Genomic DNA, 20,148 nt, shown 5'->3' with positions numbered 1-20,148 from the left:
GGGGGGCGGGGGGAGCGGGCGGCCCCCCCCCCCCCCCCCCCCCCCCCCCCCCCCCCCCCCCCCCCCCCCCCCCCCCCCCCCCCCCCCCCCCCCCCCGGGGCCGTTCGGCGCATCAGCCCGCGAGCGCCCGGTAGCTGGCCTGCAGCCACGGCACGGCCACGGCCAGCGTCGGCCCGCCGAGCACGACGGCCGCGGCGGCGTAGGTGGCGACCGACAGCCCCTTGGCCGCGGGTTGGGCGGCCAGCCGGCGCACCCGGGCCAGCGCGGCCGAGCCCACGGGCATCTCGGACTGCCCGTCGGGTTGACCGGCGAGCGCCACGAGCGCCCGGGCCAGCGGCAGCGAGCCGGTCCGGCGGCGGGCGGTGTCGTCGGCGAGCATCTCGACCAGCAGCCGGACGGAGTCGAGGGCGGCCTGGCTGGAGACGAACCGCGGGAACGCGGCGTGCAGGGCGGTGAACCCCTCCAGGACGAGGTCGTGCCGGGCGCGCAGGTGGGCCCGTTCGTGGGCCAGGACCGCGCGCACCTCCTCGGGGGTCAGGGAGTTGAGCATGGCGTCGGAGACGACGACGCGGGAGCGGACGCCGGGTACGCAGTAGGCGACGCGGCCGGGGCCGGTGAGCACCCGCACGCCGGTCTCGGACAGCAGGGCGGCGTCGACCTCGGAGGTGGATTCCTTGCGGTGCAGCAGGTCCACCATGTCGCGGTGGCGGCCCCGGCGGCGGCGGGTGCGGATGCCGACGAGGGTGGCGACGATCCAGAACCGGACGGTGACGATGGCCACGAGGGTGGAGCCCAGGCCGATGAGGGTCGTCTGGACGGGGCCGTGGCGTTCGAGGAAGGGGAAGCCGGGTTCCTCGGTGAACAGCAGCGACAGCGAGGCCAGTCCGGCGCCGAGGGTGGACAGCACGGCGGCCAGGGCGATGGCCTGCCACAGGACGAGGGCGGCGCGGGGCACCTGCCAGGTCCAGCGGGCGCGCGCCAGCAGCGCCGGCACGGGCCCCGCCAGGAGCAGCGCCAGTGCTGCGAACCAGACGGCTGTCACGCGTCGAACCTACGAGGTCGCCGTCGTGTCTCCACGCTGGGTCGTCATGGCGTCCAGCGCCTCGCGCAGGGCGGCGGCCTCGGCGGGCGAGACGCCGCCGATGAAGTGGACGAGGGCGGCCTGGCGGTCGTCGACGGTGGGCACTCCCCCGAGGGCGTCGAGCATGAGCTCGGCGACCATCTGCTCGCGGCTGGCGGCCGGGGAGTAGCGGAAGGCGCGGCCTTCGCGTTCCTGGCGCACGACGTGCTTCTTGGCCAGGCGGTCCAGGACCGTCATGACGGTCGTGTAGGCGATCTTGCGGTGCTCGGCGAGCTGCTCGTGGACCTCGCGGACGGTCAAGGAGGTCCCGGCTGCCCACAGCCGGTCCATCACATCGCGTTCGAGTTCTCCCAGGGCCACGCCGGGATGTTACGTCAACCACACCGGTGAACGCGAGCCGTCGTACTACCGACGGAAGTACTACAGTTGGTCGTAGTACGACACGCCGTCGTAGGAACCAGGAGAAGCCGTGGACATCGAGGCGCTGACCCGCCTGCAGTTCGCCGTGACGACGCTCTACCACTACCTGTTCGTGCCGCTGTCGATCAGCCTGGCGCTGTTCACCGCGATCCTGCAGACCGCCCACCTGCGCCACCACGCCCGCACGGGCGACGACCGGTACGGCCGGCTCTCGCTGCTGGTCGGCAAGCTGCTCATGACGACCTTCGCCGTCGGCGTGGTCACCGGCCTGGTCCAGGAGTTCCAGTTCGGGCTGTCCTGGAGCTCCTTCGCCCGCTTCTACGGCGACGTCTTCGGTCCCACCCTGGCCGTGGAGGGCATGCTCGCCTTCTTCCTGGAGGCCACCTTCCTGGGGCTGTGGTGGTTCGGCCGCGACCGGCTGCCGGCGCTGGTGCACCTGGCGACCATCTGGATCGTCGCCCTCGGCACCGCGATCAGCGCCTTCGTCATCCTGGCCGCCAACTCCTTCATGCAGAACCCCGTCGCGTACACGATCGACGAGACCACCGGCCGGGCCGAGCTCGGCAGCTTCTCCGAGCTGCTGCTCAACGAGGTCAACCTCGCGGCCTTCCCGCACACCTACGCCGGCGCCGTCATGGCCGGCGGGGCCCTGGTCATGGCCGTCGGCGTGTGGCACCTGCTGCGCCGGCAGTACGCCGAGGACACCGCCGAGTTCGCCGCCTTCCGCACGCTGAGCCGCTTCGGCGCCTGGTTCACCCTGGCCGGCGGCGCGCTCGTGGCGGTCAGCGGTGACCTGCTCGGCAAGGTCATCACCGAGGTGCAGCCCATGAAGATGGCCGCGGCCGAGGCGCTGTACCGCACGACGACCAGCGCACCGTTCTCGATCTTCTCCTACGCCCCCCTGGGCAGCGACGACCCGACGTTCTCCATCGAGGTCCCCGGGTTCCTGTCCTTCCTGGCCAAGGGGTCCTTCACGGCCGAGGTGCTGGGCCTGAAGGACCTGCAGGACTCCTACGCCGCCCAGTTCGGCGCCGGCGACTACGTCCCCTGGATCCCGGTGGCGTTCTGGAGCTTCCGGCTGATGATCGGCGTGGGGATGTTCGCCGCCTTCATCGCCCTGGTCCACCTGTGGGTGACGCGCGGGTCCAAGACGCTGAAGATCGACCCGCGCCTGTCGCAGGGCCTGCTGTGGTCGGTCGGCGTGCTGCCGCTGCTGCCGCTGGCCGCGAACTCCTTCGGCTGGATCTTCACCGAGACCGCCCGCCAGCCCTGGCTGGTGTTCGGGTTGTTCAAGACCGCCGACGGCGTCTCCCCCGGCCTGTCCTTCGCCGAGGTCACCGCCAGCCTGGTCGCCTTCACCCTCGTCTACGGCGCCCTGGCCTACGTCTGGGTCAAGCTCGCAGTCCGCCTGGTGCGCAAGGGGTTGCCCGACCTGCCCGTCCCGCAGCGCGAGGACACCCCCGACGACGAGTACGCCCCGAGCTACTGAGGAGCTGCGGTCATGGATCTTCCCGTCTTCTGGTTCGGCGTCACCGTCCTGGCCTGGGTGCTGTTCTTCGTCCTGGAGGGTTTCGACTTCGGCGTCGGCTTCCTCGGGCCGCTGCTGGGCCGCACCGACGCCGAGCGCGGCGCCGCGGTGCGCACCGTCGGCCCGGTCTGGGACGGCAACGAGGTGTGGCTGGTCGCCGCGATCGGCGTCACCTTCGCCGCCTTCCCCGACTGGTACGCCGCCCTGCTGTCGGGTCTGTACCTGCCGATGATCGTTCTGCTCCTGCTGCTGGCGGTGCGCGGCATCGCCATCGAGTTCCGCGGCAAGCACGACAGCACCACCTGGCGCGCCCGCTGCGACGTGTTCCTGGCCACCTCCTCGCTGCTGCTGGCCGCGACCTGGGGCGCGGTCCTCGGCGCCCTGGTCACCGGTCTGGCCCTGTCGGCCGACGGCGAGGTCCACGGTGACGGCGGATGGGGCGGGCTGGGTCGTTCGCTGGAACCGCTCGTCGGCCCCTGGGCCGTGCTCGGCGGCTTCGCCGGCGTCCTGCTGACGACGGTGCACGGGGCGACGTTCCTGTCGCTGCGCACCACCGGCGTCCTGCGCGAGCGCGCCCGCCGGCTGACCGTGGCCACCGCCCCGGCGCTGGTGGTCATCGCCCTGGCGCTGTTCATCGCCGCCGGGCACGCCGCCGTCGCCGCTGCCGCCGCCCTGCTGGCCCTGGCCGCGCTGGCGGCCTGGCGACGGGCCGAGGTGCTGGCCTTCGCGGCGACGACCGTCGCGGTGGCCGGTAGCGTCGTGGCGGTGTTGACCGCCGGGATGACCGACACCTCGTGGGTGCTGCTGCGCAGCACGCTCAGCCCGGCCGGGGACGTCACCCTGCGCGCGGCCGCCGCCTCCGAGGGCGCCCTGCACCTCATCACCGTCGCGGGCCTGGTCATCCTGCCCGGCGTCGTCGCCTACCAGGCGTGGTCGTACTGGGTGTTCCGCAAGCGGGTGCACACCGGCTTCTCCCCCAGCGCGACGGCCCGCCGCGCGGCCCGTGTGGCCGCCCGGTGAGTTCAGAACGCCCCAAGGGGCCCGTCGACCCCCGCCTGCTGCGGCACGCCCGCCCCGCGCGCGCCGGGATCGCCGCCATCGCGGCGGTGGAGGTCGTCTCGGCCGCCCTGCTGGTCGGCCAGGCCATCGCCCTGGCCGACCTGGTCGTCGCGCTGTGGCGCGGGTCCGGCGCGGCGAGCGGGTTGTGGCTGCTGGCCGCCACGGTCCTGGGCCGCGTCGGAACCGGCTGGGCCGCAGCCCGGCTCGCGCAGCGCACGGCCACGGCGGTGCGCGACGACCTGCGCACCCGGGTCGTGGCCCGCGCCCTGCAGCTGGGCCCGGCCTGGGTCGAGCGGTTCGGCCGGGCCCGGCTCTCGGCGGTCCTGACCCAGGGGCTGCCGTCGCTGGACGGCTGGTTCACCCGCTACGTGCCCGCCCTGGTGCCGGGGGTGCTGCTGCCGCCGGCGGTGCTGGTGCTGCTGGCCTTCGCCGACCTGGAGTCGGCGATCACCGTCGCCGTGACGCTGCCGCTCGTCCCGATCTTCGCGATCCTGCTCGGCAAGGCCACCCAGGCCCGCGCCGACCGCCAGTGGCGCACCCAGCGCACCCTGGCCGCCCACTTCCTGGACACCGTCCGCGGGCTGCCGACCCTGCGCGCGCACCGCCGCGCCCAGCGCCAGGTCGGCACCGTCGCCGCCATCACCGACGCCCACCGCCGCGCCACGATGTCGGTGCTGCGGGTGGCGTTCCTGTCCTCCACCGCCCTGGACCTGGTCGGGACGCTGTCGGTCGGCCTGGTCGCCGTGACCGCCGGCATGCGGCTGGCCGGCGGCACCCTGGACCTGCACACCGCACTGCTGGTGATCCTGCTGGCCCCGGAGGCCTACCGGCCGCTGCGCGAGGTCGGCGCCCGCTTCCACGACTCCGCGGACGCGGCCTCGGTTGTCGACGACGTCGACGAGGTCCTCACCGCCCCGGTGCCGACGGTCGGCGCCGGGCCCGCCGACGGGCTGCGGATGCGCGGCATCGAGGTGCGGCGCCCGGACGGAACCGCCGTCCTGGAAGGTTTCGACCTCGACGTCGCCCCCGGCGAACTGCACGCCCTGGCCGGTCCCAGCGGGGCCGGCAAGACCACCGCCGCCCGCGTCGCCGCCGGCGTCCTCGTCCCGTCCGCGGGCAGCGTCGAGCACCGGACCGCCGAGGTCGCCCACCTGCCGCAGCGGCCGCAGTTCCCGCACGCCACGACGATCGCCGAGGCCGTCCGCGCCGGCCGCGAGGCCTCCGAGGAGCTGCTGGCCTGGGCGCTGAGCGCCGCCGCCGCAGCCGACCTGGACCCGGCCACGCCGCTGGGTGAGCACGCCGCGGGACTGTCGGCCGGGCAGCGCCAGCGGGTCGCGCTGGCCCGCACGTTCCTGGCCGTCCGGCTCGGAGCGCGCACCCTGGTGCTGGACGAGCCGACCGCCCACCTGGACCCGGCCGGCGAGCGCGTGGTGGTGCGGACGTTGCGCGCCGTGGCGCACGAGATGCGTTGCGCCGTCCTGGTCGTGGCGCACCGTCCCGCCCTGCTGGCGGCCGCCGACCGCACCACCACGCTCACCCGGCCCGCCTCGTCGCCGTCCCTGGCCCCCGCGGAAACAACAGTCTCCGTCGCTGCGAGGGCCGTTCGGGCGACGGAGACTGTTGTTTCCGCGCGGGTCCGGGGTCGCTGGACCGGCGCGCTCGCCGTCCTCACCGGCGTCGTCGCGGTCCTGGCGGCCACGACGCTGACCGCGGCCGCGACCTGGCTGCTGGTCACCGCCGCCGACCGCCCGCCGGTGCTGACGCTGTCGGTGGCCGCCGTCGTCGTGCGCGCGAGTGCGACCGCCCGGCCGCTGCTGGTCTACGCCGAGCGCCTGCTCTCGCACGACGTCGCGTTCTCCCGGCTGGCCCGCTGGCGCTCCGACGTCGTCGCCGCGCTCATCCCCCGGCTGCCCGGCCCGTTGTCCCGCAAGCGGTCGGGCCGTTCCGGGGAGCTGCTGGTCCAGCTCGCCGACGACGTCGACGCCCGCGTCGACGGCCTGCTGCGCCACCGCCACCCCGTGACCGTCACCGTCGTCGCCGTCCTGCTCGCCCTGGCGGTGGCCGCCAGCCTGGACCCGCTGCTGGCGCTGGCCGCCGTGCCCGGTCTGGTCCTGGCCGTGCTGGTCGCGCCGGCCGTGGCGGGCCGGGCCGAACGCCGCGAGGCCGCCCACCGCGAGGACCTCGGGGCCCTGGCCAGCGCCACCGTCGAGACCCTCGACGCCGTCGAGGACCTGCAGACCCTGCGCGCCGTGCACCCGATGGACACCCTGCGGCGCAGGCAGTCCGCGCTGGCCGCGGCCGAGCGGCGCCGGGCGGGGGCGGCCGGTGCCACCGCCGCGCTGGCGGCCGCGGGCACGGGGCTGGTCGTCCTGGGACTGGCCCAGGCCTCCACGTCCGCCGACGGGAACCTCGCCTGGGTCGCCGCGGCCGTCCTGGCCGGCGTCAGCGTCGCCGACGCCACCCGCGGCCTGCCCGACGCCGCCCGCGCGCGCGAGCGCGCCCGCCGTGCACGGGCCCGCGCCGACGAACTCCTCGCCACGCCTGTCGCAGCTGTCGAACCGGTTGCGCCGCACCCGCTTCCCGCGGGGTCGTCCCTGGTGCTGCGCGACGTCGTCGCCGGCTGGGGCGAGCCGTGCCTGCGCGGCCTGGACCTGGAACTGCACGCCGGGGACGTCGTCGCCGTGCGCGGGCCGTCGGGATCGGGCAAGTCGACGCTGGCCGCCCTGCTGCAACGCTTCCTCGACCCCGTCTCCGGCGAGGTCCTGCTCGGCGGGGTGCGCCTGCAGGACCTGGCCGGTGACGACGTGCGCAGCGTTGTGGGCCGCGTCGGCGACGACGAGCACGTCTTCGCGACCTCGCTGCGGGAGAACCTGCTGCTGGCCGCTCCGGGCTCGTCCGACGAGGCACTGCGCGCCGTGCTGCACCGCGTCCGGCTCGACGACTGGTTCGCGGCCCTGCCGCACGGGCTGGACTCCCGGCTCGGCGACGGCGGGGAACCCATGTCCGGCGGCGAGCGCCGGCGGCTGGCGATGGCCCGGGCGCTGCTGGCCGACGTGCGGGTGCTGGTGCTGGACGAGCCCTCGGAGGGGCTGGACGCGCGGACCGGTCAGCAGCTGGTGACCGACCTCCTGGCCGCGCGCGGGGACCAGGCGGTGCTGCTGCTCGCGCACCGGGACGAAGGGGTCGACCGGGCGGACCGGGTCTACGACCTCGTGGAGGGTGGGCTCGTGCCGGGTCCGGTGCTGTCCCGCTCGGTCTGAGGCGCCGCCCCCAGCCGCGCCGCGATCTCGGCGGCCACCGCGTCGGCGTCGTCCAGGACCCGCCACGCGGGGAACCGGAGCACCGTCCAGCCCAGCTGGCGCAGCACCTCGTCCCGGGCCAGGTCCGTCCGGCGACGCCGGCCGTCGGCGTCGACGTGGTGGACGCCGTCGACCTCGACGTCCAGGAGCAGCCCCTCGCGCACGACGGCGAAGTCCAGTTCGTACCCCTCGACGAGACGCTTGCGTTGCGGGGCGACGGATCGGGCCAGCAGCGCGGCGAACAGGTCGCGCTCGGCCTCGGAGTGCAGGAGGTGGTCCTCGCGCAGGTCCTCGCGGGTCAGCGCGACCGGGGGCGCCTGCTGGCGGGAGGAGTTCCGCCCGACGGCGTCGAGGAGGGCGTGCAGCGTCGGCACAGGCAGTACGCGCAGGTCGGCGCAGCCACCCACGACGACGAGCCGGCGCACCGCACGCGAGACCGCGACGTTCACCAGGTGCCGGTTCTGCTCCACCCAGGCCACCGTTGCGGGGTCGGTGTCGGCGCTGAGGACGGTGGAGAACAGGACGACGTCTCGCTGGTCGCCCTGCAGCCGGTGGGCGGCGCCCGCGACGACGTCGTGCGCGGTGCACCACGCCTCGCCCATCTCCTGCTCCAGCAGCGTCTCGATCCGCTCGGCCTGCGCGGCGAACGGGGTGACGACGGCCAAGGTTCCCGGGTCGTCGCGGTGGTCACGGATCCACTGCACGACCGCCTGCGCCTGCGCCTCGTTGACCCAGCTGCCGCCCACCGCCCGCCGGGCGCCACCGGCGACGTCCAGGACGTCCAGCCCGCGGGGCAGGTCGTCCTCGACGGCGGCGCTGACGTCGGTGAGCACCTCCAGCCGGCCGCTGTAGAACTGCTCGTTGACGTAGGCGGCGATGGCCGGGTGGCAGCGGTAGTGCTCGGCCAGGAAGTGCTCGCGGCCGTGCGCGCGGGCGGCGTAGGCGGTGAACGTCGAGTCCGCGCCGTAGGACACGTGACGGCGCCGGGTCTCCTCGTCGGTCCATCCCACCCGCGCGGCGACGCGCTCCAGGGCGGGCCGGCGCAACGTCACGACGGGGGTCAGCTGGTTCGGGTCCCCCACCACGACGATCCGCCGCGCCCGGTAGGCCAGCGGCAGGACGGCGGCCAGGGTGCACTGGCTGGCCTCGTCGACGACGAGGACGTCGAAACCGGCGGCCTCCAGCGGGAAGTTCGGCGCCACCGACAGCGCGGTGCAGCCCCATCCCCGCAGCGCGGCGCGAGCGGCGGTCAGCGCCCGACGGCGGGCCTCGGTGCCCCCGCGGCGCAGGGTGGCCACCTGGGCGACGGCCTCCCCGTGGGTGGCCAGGGCGCGGCTGACCGCGTCGGAGACCGCCTGCGCGCCCGCCTCACCCCAGGCCCGGTCCACCTCCAGCAGCCGGGCCGTCTCGGACTCGGCGTCGGCCGGGGGCAGTTGGGCCAGCGCTTCCGTCAACGCCGTGCGCTGCAGTTCCAGGCGCGCCCAGGCGGCGACCGACTCGGCCGTCGCCGTGGCGCGGTCCACGGCTGCCGCGGCCAGCAGACGCTGCCCGCGGCGCCGGTGGGAACGCCGCGTCCACCAGCCCGTGTCCTCCCCCGGGAACCACCGGGCCGCCCGGCGGACCCAGCGAGGCGGCGCGCTCGTCCGCTCCGGCCGCCGGCTCCACAGTTGCCGCTCGGTGACGCGCTGGTCGACGACGACGCGCGCCAGTTCGGCCTCGGTGCGGGTCCGGCGGCTCAGCTCCTCCAGGACGTCCCGCCGCACCTCGGCGGCCGAGCGCACCGACCGCTCGATGACGGCCGGTGAGGGCGCCGCGGGACGGGGCGTCCGGCGGATCTCCTGGACGAGGTCCGGCAGCGCCTCGCGGAAGTCGCGGTTTCCGGTCCGCACCAGCAGCGCCGGGTCGATGGACCGGCACCGCCGCACCGCGACGTCCACCGCCCCGTTGTTCGTGGAGGCGACGAGGACGGAGTTCCCGCGCACGCGTTCGTTGACGACCAGCGCGGCGACGAACTGCGACTTGCCCGTGCCGGGTGGGCCGGTGACGACCGTGAGCGGGGACTCGAGGGCGTCGCGCACCGCCTGTTCCTGCGATCCGTTGAGGCGCAACGTGTCCAGCATGAGGGGTGGTAGCTGCGGGGAGGCGGGTCGCTGGTCGTCGCTCGGGTCGTCGGTGATCAGCCACCGGGCCGCGGTGCGCTCGGCGTCGGTGCGGGTGCGCAGTTCGCGCAGCTCGGTCAGCAGGGCGCGGTTGGCCGCGGAGACCTCACGGGCGATGACGACCGCGGCGTCGTGGACGGCCGGCAGGGTTCCCCGGCGCGGCACGTCCCGCCCGGGAGCATCGGGGTCGGGGGGCGTCCCGGTCCGGTCCACGCGCAGGACGTCCATCGCCTCGGCACAGGCTGCGCGCCAGCCGTCGACGTCTCCAGGAGCCGGCAGCTGCGGCAGCCGGCTGCGCAGGGCGGCGGCGACGTCCGCGGGCACGAGCCGGTCGTCGAGCAGCGCGCCCTCCAGGTCGGGGGTCGTCACCGGGCGTGCGCGGCCGTGGTCGTCGATCGACAGCTCGACGCTGAACAGGGGGACGACGCGTGCGGTGCCGTGGTCGTCCAGGACGAGCAGGGGCCAGCCGTACGTCAGGACGTCCTCGCCCGGCCCCGCACCGGAACCGGCGGCGGAGGTCGACAGCGCCCGCCCGCCCTCACCCAGGTCGACGTCGCTCCCGCCGCGCGTGACGACGGTCTCGGCGGTCAGCGGGACCACCGCCCACCGCTGTCGCTGCGACAGCGGAGGACACGGGCCGAGCGACTCGCGCCGGACTCCGGCCAGGTGGTAGTCGACGAGCTGCTGCCACGGGGACCGCGCCGTGTTCGCGGCGGGCGCGGCCACGGACTCGGGGGCAGGCACGGGGGCGGGTGCTTCGGGTCGGGCTCGCTGGGCCTGCCCGGTCGGGGCAACGGCCGCCGTCGCACAGCCGAGGCAACGGACGTCGTGCGACTGCGGATCCCAGTCGGCCGGTGTCCCCGCGGCCTGCACCGTGCCGCACTCGGCACAGGGGGCGGCCCACCGCAGCCCGGCCAGCCTCCGGTACGCCATCGACCCGTCTCCCCCGTCCTGCCGACTCTGCGCGTGAGCCTGCCACGCCCCGCGCGCCACTCACCCCTCCGGGCCCCACAACGGCTAACGTGCGGTAATGGGTCGCACACGGTCCGCCGTCCTGGCGTTGCTCACGCTCCTGCCGCTCGCCGCGGCGACGCCCGTCGCTGCCGCCGACGTGCACGTCCCTCGGGGTGCCCGCGCGGTGGCCACCCCGTTCGTGCCCCCGTTCTCCTCCACGATCGAGCCCGTGACCGCGGCCGACCTGTCGGCGTCGTGGCGGCCGGGGTGCCCCGTCGGCCCGGAGCAGCTGCGGCTGCTGACGGTCTCGACCGTCGACTTCGCCGGACGCCCCGCCTTCGGGCAGATCGTCGTGCACGCCGACGTCGCCGCCGGGGTGGTGGCGATCTTCGAACGCCTCCACGCCCTGCGCTACCCGATCGCGCGGATGACGCCGGTCGAGGCCTACGGCGGCTCCGACGACGCCTCGATGGCCGCCGACAACACCTCGGCGTTCAACTGCCGCGCCACGACGGGCGGGACGGGTTTCTCCGAGCACTCCTACGGCACCGCGATCGACCTGAACCCGGTCGAGAACCCGTACGTGAAGGGTTCCACGGTGCTGCCCGAGGCGGGCCGCGCGTTCGTGGACCGGAAGCCCGCACCGGGTGTGGTCCTGGCCGGAGACGCTGTGGTGCAGGCGTTCGCCGAGCACGGGTTCTCCTGGGGCGGGGACTGGAACTCCCTGAAGGACTACCAGCACTTCTCGGTCTCGGGGGACTGAGGAGTCAGTTCCGCCGGCCGGCGCGCCGGCCGAACTCGTCCAGCGCGCTGATGATCTCCGGGGCCTGCCACCGGCGACTGCGCCGGCGGCCGCTGAACTCGACGAGAACCCCCGCCTCGGTCAGGGTCGCCAGCGCCCGGGCGGCGTTGACCGTCGAGACGCCCAGGTCGCGGGCCACGGAGTTCACGTCCACGACCGGCTGCCGGAAGAGCAGGTCGGCCAGCGCCCAGGCCGAGGCTCCCCGCCGGGCCTGGACGACGCCCTCCCAGCGTCGTCGCACGTCGGCGAGGTCGGCGACGAGCTCGCGGCCGTGCCGCACGGCACGGCCGGCCGCGTCCACGAACCGGCGGACGATCGGTTCGGGCTCGCCGGCCCGGTAGGCGGTGAGGGCTGCGACGTACCCGTCGGTGTCGTGCAGGAGGCCGGCCGACACCGGGACGACGGTGTTCTCGACCAGCCCCCGCCGGCGCAGCAGGACGTGGACGATGGCCCGGCCGGTGCGGCCGTTGCCGTCGACGAAGGGGTGGACGGTCTCGAACTGGGCGTGGACGAGGGCGGCGTGGACGAGCACGGGCACGTCGTCCCGCGCCGCGAACGCGATGAGGTCGGCCATCGCGGCCGGAACCCGTTCGTGGTGCGGCGGAACGAATTCGGCCTGGTGGGGGCCGTAGCCGCTGCCGCCGACCCAGACCTGCTCCTGCCGCCACCTGCCGGCGTGGTCGGGAGCGGACTCCAGCAGTTCACGGTGCATGCCCAGGACGGAGTCGAGGTCGATCCCCCCGAGCCGGACCGCCGACTCCATCGCCCGGACGTTGCCGAGGACCAGTTCCGCGTTGCGGGTGGCCGACTCCGCGTCCAGCGCGGCCACCGCCAGGGCCCGGGCGCCCGAGGTGATGTTCTCGATCTGCGAGCTCGAGGCCGACTCCGAGCGCAGCAGCAGGGCCGAGAAGGGCACCGGGGAGCCGGCGCTCTCGGCGTCGAACCGGGCGAGGAGTGCCGCCGCCGCCTCGGCCTCGGCGAGCACCCCCAGCGGGAGTCGCGGCTGCAGGTCGGCGACCCGGGGCACGACGGCGGCGCGGTAGTCCCCGACGTGGGCCTCGCGGACGGCCCGGGACACGAGCTCGGGCGGGATGGCGGACCGCCACGGCCGGGGTTCCCACGTCAGCGCGGGCCAGTCATCCGTTGCCACGACCTCACGTTAGCAACGGATCATGGAACATCCGTTGCCGAGCGGGCTCAGGCCAGCAACGCGTCCACGTCCACGCAGACGGCGGCGACGCCCAGGTCGAGGTCGACGACCTCACCCCGGCCGTGCACGGCCGTCGGGGCGAAGACGTCCTCGATGACCGCGTAGGTGGTCAGGGTCCCCGCGCGTGGGTCGACGATCCAGTACCGCGGCAGACCGGCCGCGGCGTACTTGGCCATCTTCCGCAGCAGGTCGTCGCCCCGGTTGGTGGACAGGACCTCCACGACGAGTTCAGGAACTCCGGTGAAGCGGGCATCGGAGCCGGCCTGGGCGGTCGCCCGGTCGTAGACCATGACGTCGGGGATGAACTCGTCCCGCGCCGCTTTCCAGGCCCAGGCGGCGATCGCGTCGTGGGTCGGCGGGAGCACCGCCTCGAGCGCGGCCGACAGCCGCATCGCGATCTTCTGGTGCTGGCGCGTCGGGCTGGGGCTCACGACCAGTCGACCGTCGATGTACTCGGCACGCGGATCCTCCGGCAGGCTCTCGTACTCCTCCCAGCTGATGGACCGCCCCGCACTGAAGGGCAGCGTCGTCGTCTGCTCGGTCATGCGGACCACCTCCTCCGGGTCGGCGTCAGCCTACCCGCGCCAGGCCGCCGTCGGCGGGGCCGCGCACCACACCCGGCCCCGCCGCGCTCCCCCGAGCTCGCCTCCCGGGTTCACACCCGGTCGAAGACCCCGCGCTGCAACGGAACACTCGCCGTGGTCCCCACCGGCTGGCGCACCGTCAGCAGCGCGCTGGGCACCTCGGCCAGTTCCCCACCGAAGGAGGCCCCGGGCAGCGCCTTGTGCAGCAGCCGCGCCGAGCGGTGGGTGCCGCGCACGACGTCGTCGACGCGCACCGACATCGCCGGGACGTCGCCGGCCCGTTCCAGCAGTTCGCGCAGGCGCTCGGCCTCGGCGGTGACCCGTTCCCCGGCCAGGACGCACAGCGCCCAGTCGGACCCGACGTGCGACAGCGCCGCCTGCTGCGCCTTCTCCCGGTCGTCGGCCCAGAACCCGGACACGACGGTGACGGCGGGGTGCAGCGTGGCGCCGAACGCGGGACTGCCCGGGGCGACGTGGTCGGCGGTGTCGTACACGACGACCTCGTCGGCGACGTCCACGAGCCCGCGCAGGTCGTGCTCGAGGGCCGGCGCGAGGGTGGCGGTGTCCGAGGTTCCCTGCAGCACGAGGCACGCGGCGAGAGTCGTTCGTCGAGTGGTGGGGTTGCTGGTCATGGTCGTCTCCGTCGTTCGTCGCCGTCGTCCCGCCGGAGCGCCTGTCCACGCCCCTGACTACAGCATCGAACGGAACCGCCCGAACGTTTCGCGCGTCACACGTCTTTTACACGGCGTTGACATTCACGGCAGTCCTCTGCAGCTTCCTCAAGCGCCGGTCGACGAATGCCGATCTTCAGACGTGCCCCCCACCACCGCTGCTGCCGCGGTCGACTTCCTGACGGCCGCGCAGCGCACCCTGGCCGACCTGGCCGTGCGCGTCGGGCTGCCCACGTGGTGGATCGGACGGGTGGAGGGACCCGACCAGGTCCTGCTCGTCACCGTCGACCCGCTGCTCGGGCTGAGCGCCGGGGACGCGCTGCCGTGGGCCGACGTCTACTGCCGCCGCGTGGTGGAGGAGGGCGCCCACCCGATCCTGCGCGGGCTGCAGCACCTGCCGGAATCACTGGCCGCGCTCGCCGACGGCCAGGACCTGTCGGGGACCTGCCTCGTGAGCGTTCCGCTGACCGCCCCCGACGGCCGGCTGCTGGCGACGATGTGCGGGCTGGGTCCCGGCGACGGCGCCCAGCTGCCCGGGCTGCTGGACAGCATCCGGCTGCAGGCCGACCTGCTCGGCGCGCTGCTGGCCGCCGAACTCGAACTCACCGAACGTTCCCGGGCCGCCGAGCGCGCCGCGCAGAACCGCGTCGCCGACGAGGTCACCGGCGTGGTTCCCCTGGCCGTGTGGCAGAGCGCGCTGACCGCCGAGGAGGAACGCGCCGCCCGGCACGCCCTGCCCGTCTCGGTCCTGGTGCTCGAACTGAGCGACCTCGCCGCGCTGAACGCTGCGCAGGGTCTGCCCGCCGGGGACTCCCTGCTGCACCGCGCCGCCACCGCCGTGGCCGCCCGGCTGCGCAGCGCCGACCTGCTGGCCCGCACCGGCGGCAACCGGTTCGGCGTCCTGCTGCCCGGCACCGGCACCGAGGGAGCGCGGGCGCTGACCCAGCGGCTGCGGACCGCGCTGGCCGCCGAGGGCGTGTCCGTGCGCACCGGGCACGCCACCCGCACCCGGACCACCACGCTGCCCGCCACCTGGGCCGCCGCCGAGAAGGCCCTGAGCACCGACGTGGCCACGACCGCCTCGGCGAGTTCGCCCGTGGTTCCGGTCGCCTCCCCCGTCGGCGGTGGTGCGCTGGACGCGATGCTCGACCTGGCCCGGCGCCAGCTCGGCGCCGAGGTCGCCTTCATCAGCACCCTGGAGGGCGAGCACCGGTTCATCCGCAACGTCGCCTCCCCCACCCCCGTGCCGATGGTGCCGGGGATGAGCGCACCCCTGGACGGTTCGCTCTGCTCGCGGGTGCTGCGGTCCGGGCAGGCCGTCGTCGCCCCCGACACCACCGTCGGCGAGTTCGCCGACTCCAACGCCGCCCGGCTCGGCATGGGTTCCTACGTCGGGGTTCCGCTGCGCCGCCGCAACGGCTCGCTGTACGGAACCCTGTGCGCCGTCTCCCGCGGAGCCGACCACGACCTGCACGAGCGCGACGCCGACGTCCTCGACGCCGTCGCCGGCGCCGTGATGGAACTGGTCGAGGAGGAGGACGGCGCCCGCCGGCTGCGACGCTCGCGGCTGGCCCGGCTGGCCGACCTGGAGGCGCTGGGTGGGCCGCAGGTCGTCTACCAACCCATCGTCGATCTCGCGTCCGGGATCGCCGTCGGTGCCGAGGCGCTGAGCCGGTTCCCCGCCGGGACGCCGACGCCGGACCGCTGGTTCGCCGACGCCGCCGAGGTGGGCCACGGGGAGGAACTGGAACTGCTGGCGCTGCGCAACGCGGTGCACGGCCTGCCGCACGTGCCGGGTTTCCTGGCGCTGAACCTTTCCCCCTCCACCATCACCACCCCCGCGTTCGCCCGGGCGCTGGAGGGCCTGCCGCTGGACCGCGTCGTGGTCGAGATCACCGAGCACGCCGCGGTTTCGGACTACTCGGTCCTGCTGTCGATGCTCTCTCCCCTGCGTGCCCGTGGTCTGCGGATCGCGGTGGACGACACCGGCGCCGGGTACGCCTCGCTGTCGCACGTGCTGGCGGTGCTGCCGGACTTCATCAAGCTCGACATCTCGCTCGTGCGCGGCATCGACGCCGACACCTCGCGACGGGCGCTCGCGGCGGGGTTGGTGACGTTCGCGACGGCCACCGGGGCGCTGATCATCGCCGAGGGGATCGAGACGGCGTCCGAGCTCGCGGCGTTGCGGGAGCTGGGCGTGCAGCTGGGGCAGGGGTACCACTTGGCGCGGCCGGCGGCGTTGGCGTCGCCGTGAGGGATGCTGATGCGCGCGGGCGTGACCGATGCGAAGCCTGAGAGATTTGAGGCACCGTCGTGGTCGCGGCGCTCCCCTGGTGGTGGGTATCTTGGCTTCGAGTTCGGCACCAGGCGCGGCACCGATCTGCTACGCGACCGAGGCATGCTTACGACCGGTCTCGTCGTCGAGTTGGAAGCCATGGGAAGTGAAGCGTCACGGCTTCTCTGCCGTCTTCATGTAGGGCACGGCTCCGGGATGGAGTCGCTGAGGTCAGCGTAGTGGGCCGCCTCCGCCTCGGCCGGTAAACGGTAGCCCAGCCGGGAGTGCAGCCGGGAGTGCAGCCGGGCATTGTTCCACCACTCCACCCAAGTCGCGGTGGCGTACTCAACATCGGTCAGCGTCTTCAACGGCCCGGCGTGGAAGGGCCCCGGGCGGATGCACTCGGTCTTATACAGGCCGATCACCGTCTCCATCAGCGCGTTGTCGTAGGCATCACCGACCGAACCGATCGAGGCCGCGAAACCCTCGATGGCCAGGTGCTCGGTCAGCCGCAAACTCGTGTACTGCGACCCAGCATCGGGGTGCATGATCAAGCCGGCGCCACCGGGGTCCCGGCATGCTCGCGACCCCAGGTCGCCATCCGCAGACAGGTGAAGACCAGGTCGGTGTGCTTGCTGGTCATCGCGTGCCAGCCCACGATCCGCTGGGCGAAGACGTCGACGATGAAGGCGACGTACACGAACCCCGCCCACGTCCGGACGTAGGTGAAGTCGGCGACCCAGACGAGGTTCGGTGCCGGAGCGGTGAACTGCCGGTTCAGCAGGTCCCCGGCCCGCACCCCGTCCTTGCCGGGGAAGGTGGTGCGGACCTTCCTGGCCCGCCGTGCGCCGTTCATGCCCTCAGTCCGCATCAACCGGCCCACGGTGCAGTGCGCCACGGCCAGGTCCGCCCGGCGCAAGTAGGCGACCATCTTGCGACGTCCGTACAGTGACTCCGGCTGACCGTTCGTGGCTCGCAGGGCATGGATGACGTGGGCGTCGGAGACCGTGCGTGCTGCCGGAGACTGGCCCTGCTTCCAGGCTCGGTAGGTCCTCGCGGCGACCTGGCAGCCCTGCTCGCTGAGCACGGCGCGGATCGACTCGACCGCGAAGCCTCGTTCCCTCATCTGATCGACGAAGGCGACGATCAGCGCTGGCGCGGTGGGGGCACCTCCCGCTCGCGGGGGACGAGCTCCCGCGCGAAGAAATCAAAGCCGAACGCAGGATCTCATTGGCATCGCGCAGACGCTTGTTCTCCGCCTTCGGCGCCTTGATCTCCCCGTTCTCGGTACTGCTGAACCCCGGCTTGGCGCCGGCATCGACCTGCGCCTGGCTGACCCAGCGTTGCAGGCTGGCGCGGGAGCCCCAAGGCGTTCGCTGATGGCCAGGCACGCCGCGCGCAGCGAGGGTAGTCGCCTTGGTGATCGAGGACCATCCGGACTGCTCGGTCCTTGACCTCGGCCGGGTACCGCTGGGGCAGGATCGTCATCCTGACTCATCAGGAAGCGGCATCAAAGCCGTGACGCTTCAGTGCAACTGATTCGGTGACTACCCATGAGTCGCCAGACAAAGATGCGGCCTCATACCGACACGACCATCGACGAGGAAGGTCGGGGCGTCGCCCCACGCCGTCAGAGCGCCTTGTCGACGAAGACAGGCCGGCGCTCCGCAGGGTCTAGTTTGGCGAGTGCCCTTCGTTCTGCCCGCGCGTGCACCACCGCCTCGGCCAGTCGCTCGCTGACATCAAGCTGTCGCGCGAGGAGCGCCCGGGCACGTTCGGCAAATTGCGTCGGAATCGGCCCAATGAGCCCAGGATCGGTCCAGTGGGTGAACCGGATGTCGTCTTCGACCGGAGGCTCGGCTGAGTGCAGCCGCTCAAGCAACTGCTCAGCGACGCGCACGTCCAACTCGACTGAGGACAGTGCGCGCGACCATTCTGCCACCCACGCAGCGTCGGCCCCCGGCGCGTGCTCAGGTCCCTCGATCACGCCACACCGTTCGCGGCCGGCGAAGCGCTGAAGTACTCCAGCGCGGCCTGCCGCCAAGCGTCAGCGAGGGGTTCGACAGTCTCGGTTCGACACGCTGCCACCCGGTCGGCGTCACCGGTGACGTTCGCGACCACGAGTTCCTTGCCAAGCCAGGTGTAGAGGGCCATGAGGCCGCTGGCTCCGTCCCAGGTCTTCGTGTCCAGACCAATCTGAAGTTCGTGAACGATGTCCTGGGCGTGCACGAGGTTGCGGTGCGCCGTCTCCCGGTCACCTTGGCGCTGAGCCTCCTCAGCGCGCTGGAGGTCGAGGGCGAGGCGGTCGTAGAGCATGACGACCAAGGCGGCGGGCGACGCGGTGGCGAGGCTGTCGGCGAGGTAGCGATTGGCCGAGGTGCGCGAGCCGTAAGTCGTGGTCATGCGATGTCCTTCCGTCGCGGAGTATTCCCTATTCCATCGGCAGCCGCGGCTGGCAGCAAAGGTACCCGCGCGACGAACTGGAACGCGAAGAGGGGCCGAGCGCGACGTCTGCCGCGTTCGACCCCTCACACGTCCTGCCAAGGTCAGCTGTTGCTGTTGCTCAGGCTGGCCAGCTGACCGGACAACCAGGTGGACTGGCTCTGGAGTTTGCCCAGCGCCACTTCCAGCGAGGCGTAGTACTTCTGGTAGCGCACTTTCTTCGCTGCCAGACGCACGTCCCACTCGGCGATCCGGTCCGTAAGGTCGTCGATCGTCGACTCCTGGCCGTCCACGGCCAGCGTCAGGGAACCCGACGCGGTCGTGGGGTTGGCAACCAGGTCACCGATGGCCGACACGGTCACCTTCCGGAGGCGCTCGACCACTCCTGGGGTTGCCGCAGCGGTGGTCGTCCGGTTGGTGGCGTCCGCTGCCGTCGCGGAGACGAGCTTCTGCGTTCCCGACGGGTCCGCGGCGTAGGTGGACAGGAACTTGCTCGAGTCGAACTTCAGCTGGCCGTCGCTGGTGGACTGCAATCCGAAGGTCGCCGCCGACGTCGTACCGCCGAGGGCAGCCGTCACGGAGGTCAGCAAGTCGGACTTTAGCGCACGAAGGGTGTTGTCACCGCTGAGGGCTCCCGCACCAGTCAGCGTTCCACTGGAGCTGACGACACCCGCCTTGGAGTGGGTGCCGATGGCGCTCAACGCGGCGTTGGTAGCGTCTACGAGCGACTGCAGGGCGTCGGCGATGGCCGAGGGATTGGCGACGACAGACACCGAGACGCTGCTGGCGGGGGCGGTGACGGTCACTCCGACGCCGGGCATGATTTCGGTGAACGTGTTGCTCGCTGAGGTCACTTCGACGGATCCCGGGAGGGTGATCTTCGCGTCCACTGCAGACGTGACGGTGGTGAACTTCGATCCGTCGGTCAGTGAGTTGAAACCCGAGATCTTGGTGGTGCTGCCATCACCGGTGGCACGGCTGCCGTGGTCGACGATGTGGAAGTCACCGGCGCTCACCCCCGTTCCAGTTGAGGTGATCTGCAGTCGGTAGCTGCCATCAGCAACCCGCAGTGCGACGGCCTTGACGCCGGCGTTAGCTGCGGAGTTGATGGCGTCGACCATCTCGCTGAGCGTTCCCCGCGAGGGGTTGACCGTCACGTACGTCCCATCACTGCGGACGATGTCCATCGGGGCGCCGATGGCCGACGGATCGATCTTTCCGTCGCTGCCGGCGGTAATGGGTGGTGTGACGACGGTCTTGCCGGCGGCCAACTGGTTCACCGTGAAGGTGACCGATCCCGCCGATGCCGAAGCACTGGCGGCAACCGTCACTGCAGTGCTGGAGGACGACGAGGTCGTCGGGCTCCAGGCCGAGGCCTTCTGCAGCGCGTCGGCGGCAGTCTGCACCGCGACGAGCTTGGTGTTCACCGCCTGGTAGGCGGCCACCTTCGCGTTGGCGGTCGTGACCTTGGCTTGCAGCTTGGTTTGAGCCGCGGCGTCGACCGACAGCAACTGACTGATGATGGAGGTGGTGTCGAGGCCGCTGATGAGACCGTCAACGGTCGACGACGAGACGGTCGTGGACATCACGACCTCCTTCTTCTGTCGATTCCATGGGTGCACAAGCACGAGGAGGCGGGGAGCACCGCAGTGCGGTGCTCCCCG

Annotated in this window: 14 protein-coding genes and 1 pseudogene; 5 read left to right on the top strand and 10 right to left on the bottom strand. The window is 73.2% G+C overall.

Annotated features, from left to right (window positions below):
* Positions 1 to 112: 112 nt before the first annotated feature.
* Positions 113 to 1,042 (bottom strand): M56 family metallopeptidase, encoded by a 930-nt coding sequence (locus ACRYR2_RS24250; RefSeq protein ID WP_432565513.1) that lies wholly within the window; start codon positions 1,040 to 1,042, stop codon positions 113 to 115.
* A 9-nt stretch (positions 1,043 to 1,051) separates the two neighbouring features.
* Positions 1,052 to 1,441, bottom strand: a complete 390-nt coding sequence (locus tag ACRYR2_RS24245; RefSeq protein ID WP_432565511.1) for a BlaI/MecI/CopY family transcriptional regulator — start codon at positions 1,439 to 1,441, stop codon at positions 1,052 to 1,054.
* 109 nt (positions 1,442 to 1,550) lie between these two features.
* On the opposite strand from ACRYR2_RS24245, the gene ACRYR2_RS24240 reads away from it, so the two are divergent.
* Genes ACRYR2_RS24240 through cydD form a run of 3 tightly spaced genes read left to right on the top strand, consistent with a single transcriptional unit; the run spans position 1,551 to position 7,348 of the window.
* A complete protein-coding gene (locus tag ACRYR2_RS24240) occupies positions 1,551 to 2,990 on the top strand; it encodes a cytochrome ubiquinol oxidase subunit I (protein WP_432565509.1) in 1,440 nt (479 codons plus the stop codon).
* Positions 2,991 to 3,002: 12 nt separating this feature from the next.
* The gene (gene cydB, locus ACRYR2_RS24235) at positions 3,003 to 4,049 is read left to right on the top strand and encodes a cytochrome d ubiquinol oxidase subunit II (RefSeq protein WP_432565508.1); all 1,047 of its coding nucleotides are present in this window, start codon (positions 3,003 to 3,005) and stop codon (positions 4,047 to 4,049) included.
* Positions 4,046 to 7,348, top strand: coding sequence for a thiol reductant ABC exporter subunit CydD (gene cydD, locus ACRYR2_RS24230; protein WP_432565506.1), 3,303 nt, complete (start codon positions 4,046 to 4,048; stop codon positions 7,346 to 7,348). Before cydB ends, cydD begins: the two co-directional genes overlap by 4 nt.
* Here cydD and ACRYR2_RS24225 read toward each other — a convergent pair.
* Positions 7,291 to 10,290: an AAA domain-containing protein gene (locus tag ACRYR2_RS24225; protein ID WP_432565504.1), complete on the bottom strand. Its 3,000-nt coding sequence runs from the start codon at positions 10,288 to 10,290 to the stop codon at positions 7,291 to 7,293. The two genes, cydD and ACRYR2_RS24225, sit on opposite strands and share 58 nt — an antisense overlap.
* A gap of 286 nt (positions 10,291 to 10,576) precedes the next feature.
* Here ACRYR2_RS24225 and ACRYR2_RS24220 point away from each other — a divergent pair, with 286 nt between their 5' ends.
* On the top strand, positions 10,577 to 11,263 hold the full coding sequence (locus ACRYR2_RS24220; RefSeq protein ID WP_432565502.1) for a M15 family metallopeptidase: 687 nt from the start codon (positions 10,577 to 10,579) through the stop codon (positions 11,261 to 11,263).
* A 4-nt stretch (positions 11,264 to 11,267) separates the two neighbouring features.
* Here ACRYR2_RS24220 and ACRYR2_RS24215 read toward each other — a convergent pair whose 3' ends face one another.
* The 3 genes from ACRYR2_RS24215 to ACRYR2_RS24205 form a co-directional block, all read right to left on the bottom strand.
* On the bottom strand, positions 11,268 to 12,452 hold the full coding sequence (locus tag ACRYR2_RS24215; RefSeq protein WP_432565500.1) for a Fic family protein: 1,185 nt from the start codon (positions 12,450 to 12,452) through the stop codon (positions 11,268 to 11,270).
* Positions 12,453 to 12,499: 47 nt separating this feature from the next.
* Positions 12,500 to 13,057 carry a Uma2 family endonuclease gene (locus ACRYR2_RS24210; RefSeq protein ID WP_432565499.1) on the bottom strand — a complete coding sequence of 186 codons (558 nt, stop codon included), beginning with the start codon at positions 13,055 to 13,057 and terminating at the stop codon, positions 12,500 to 12,502.
* Between the two features lie 110 nt (positions 13,058 to 13,167).
* Complete coding sequence (locus tag ACRYR2_RS24205) at positions 13,168 to 13,728, bottom strand: glycosyltransferase family protein (protein ID WP_432565497.1); 561 nt, start codon at positions 13,726 to 13,728, stop codon at positions 13,168 to 13,170.
* A 181-nt stretch (positions 13,729 to 13,909) separates the two neighbouring features.
* Between ACRYR2_RS24205 and ACRYR2_RS24200 the strand changes: the two genes are divergently transcribed.
* Positions 13,910 to 16,021, top strand: a complete 2,112-nt coding sequence (locus ACRYR2_RS24200) for an EAL domain-containing protein (protein WP_432565495.1) — start codon at positions 13,910 to 13,912, stop codon at positions 16,019 to 16,021.
* 215 nt (positions 16,022 to 16,236) lie between these two features.
* Here the strand turns inward: ACRYR2_RS24200 and ACRYR2_RS24195 are convergent.
* From ACRYR2_RS24195 to fliD, 4 genes and pseudogenes are all read right to left on the bottom strand, one after another.
* Positions 16,237 to 17,521 (bottom strand): annotated as a pseudogene (locus tag ACRYR2_RS24195) (IS3 family transposase).
* Positions 17,522 to 17,672: 151 nt separating this feature from the next.
* Positions 17,673 to 17,984, bottom strand: coding sequence for a hypothetical protein (locus ACRYR2_RS24190; RefSeq protein WP_432565493.1), 312 nt, complete (start codon positions 17,982 to 17,984; stop codon positions 17,673 to 17,675).
* A gap of 41 nt (positions 17,985 to 18,025) precedes the next feature.
* Entirely contained in the window at positions 18,026 to 18,445 is a 420-nt protein-coding gene (gene fliS / locus ACRYR2_RS24185) for a flagellar export chaperone FliS (RefSeq protein ID WP_432565491.1), read from the bottom strand.
* Positions 18,446 to 18,588: 143 nt separating this feature from the next.
* Positions 18,589 to 20,070: a flagellar filament capping protein FliD gene (gene fliD, locus ACRYR2_RS24180; RefSeq protein ID WP_432565489.1), complete on the bottom strand. Its 1,482-nt coding sequence runs from the start codon at positions 20,068 to 20,070 to the stop codon at positions 18,589 to 18,591.
* Between the last annotated feature and the right edge of the window lie 78 nt (positions 20,071 to 20,148).

Origin of the sequence: Kineococcus deserti (assembly GCF_050871945.1) — a bacterium.
Lineage (GTDB): Bacteria > Actinomycetota > Actinomycetes > Actinomycetales > Kineococcaceae > Kineococcus.
This window is presented reverse-complemented; position numbering and strand designations above follow the sequence as displayed.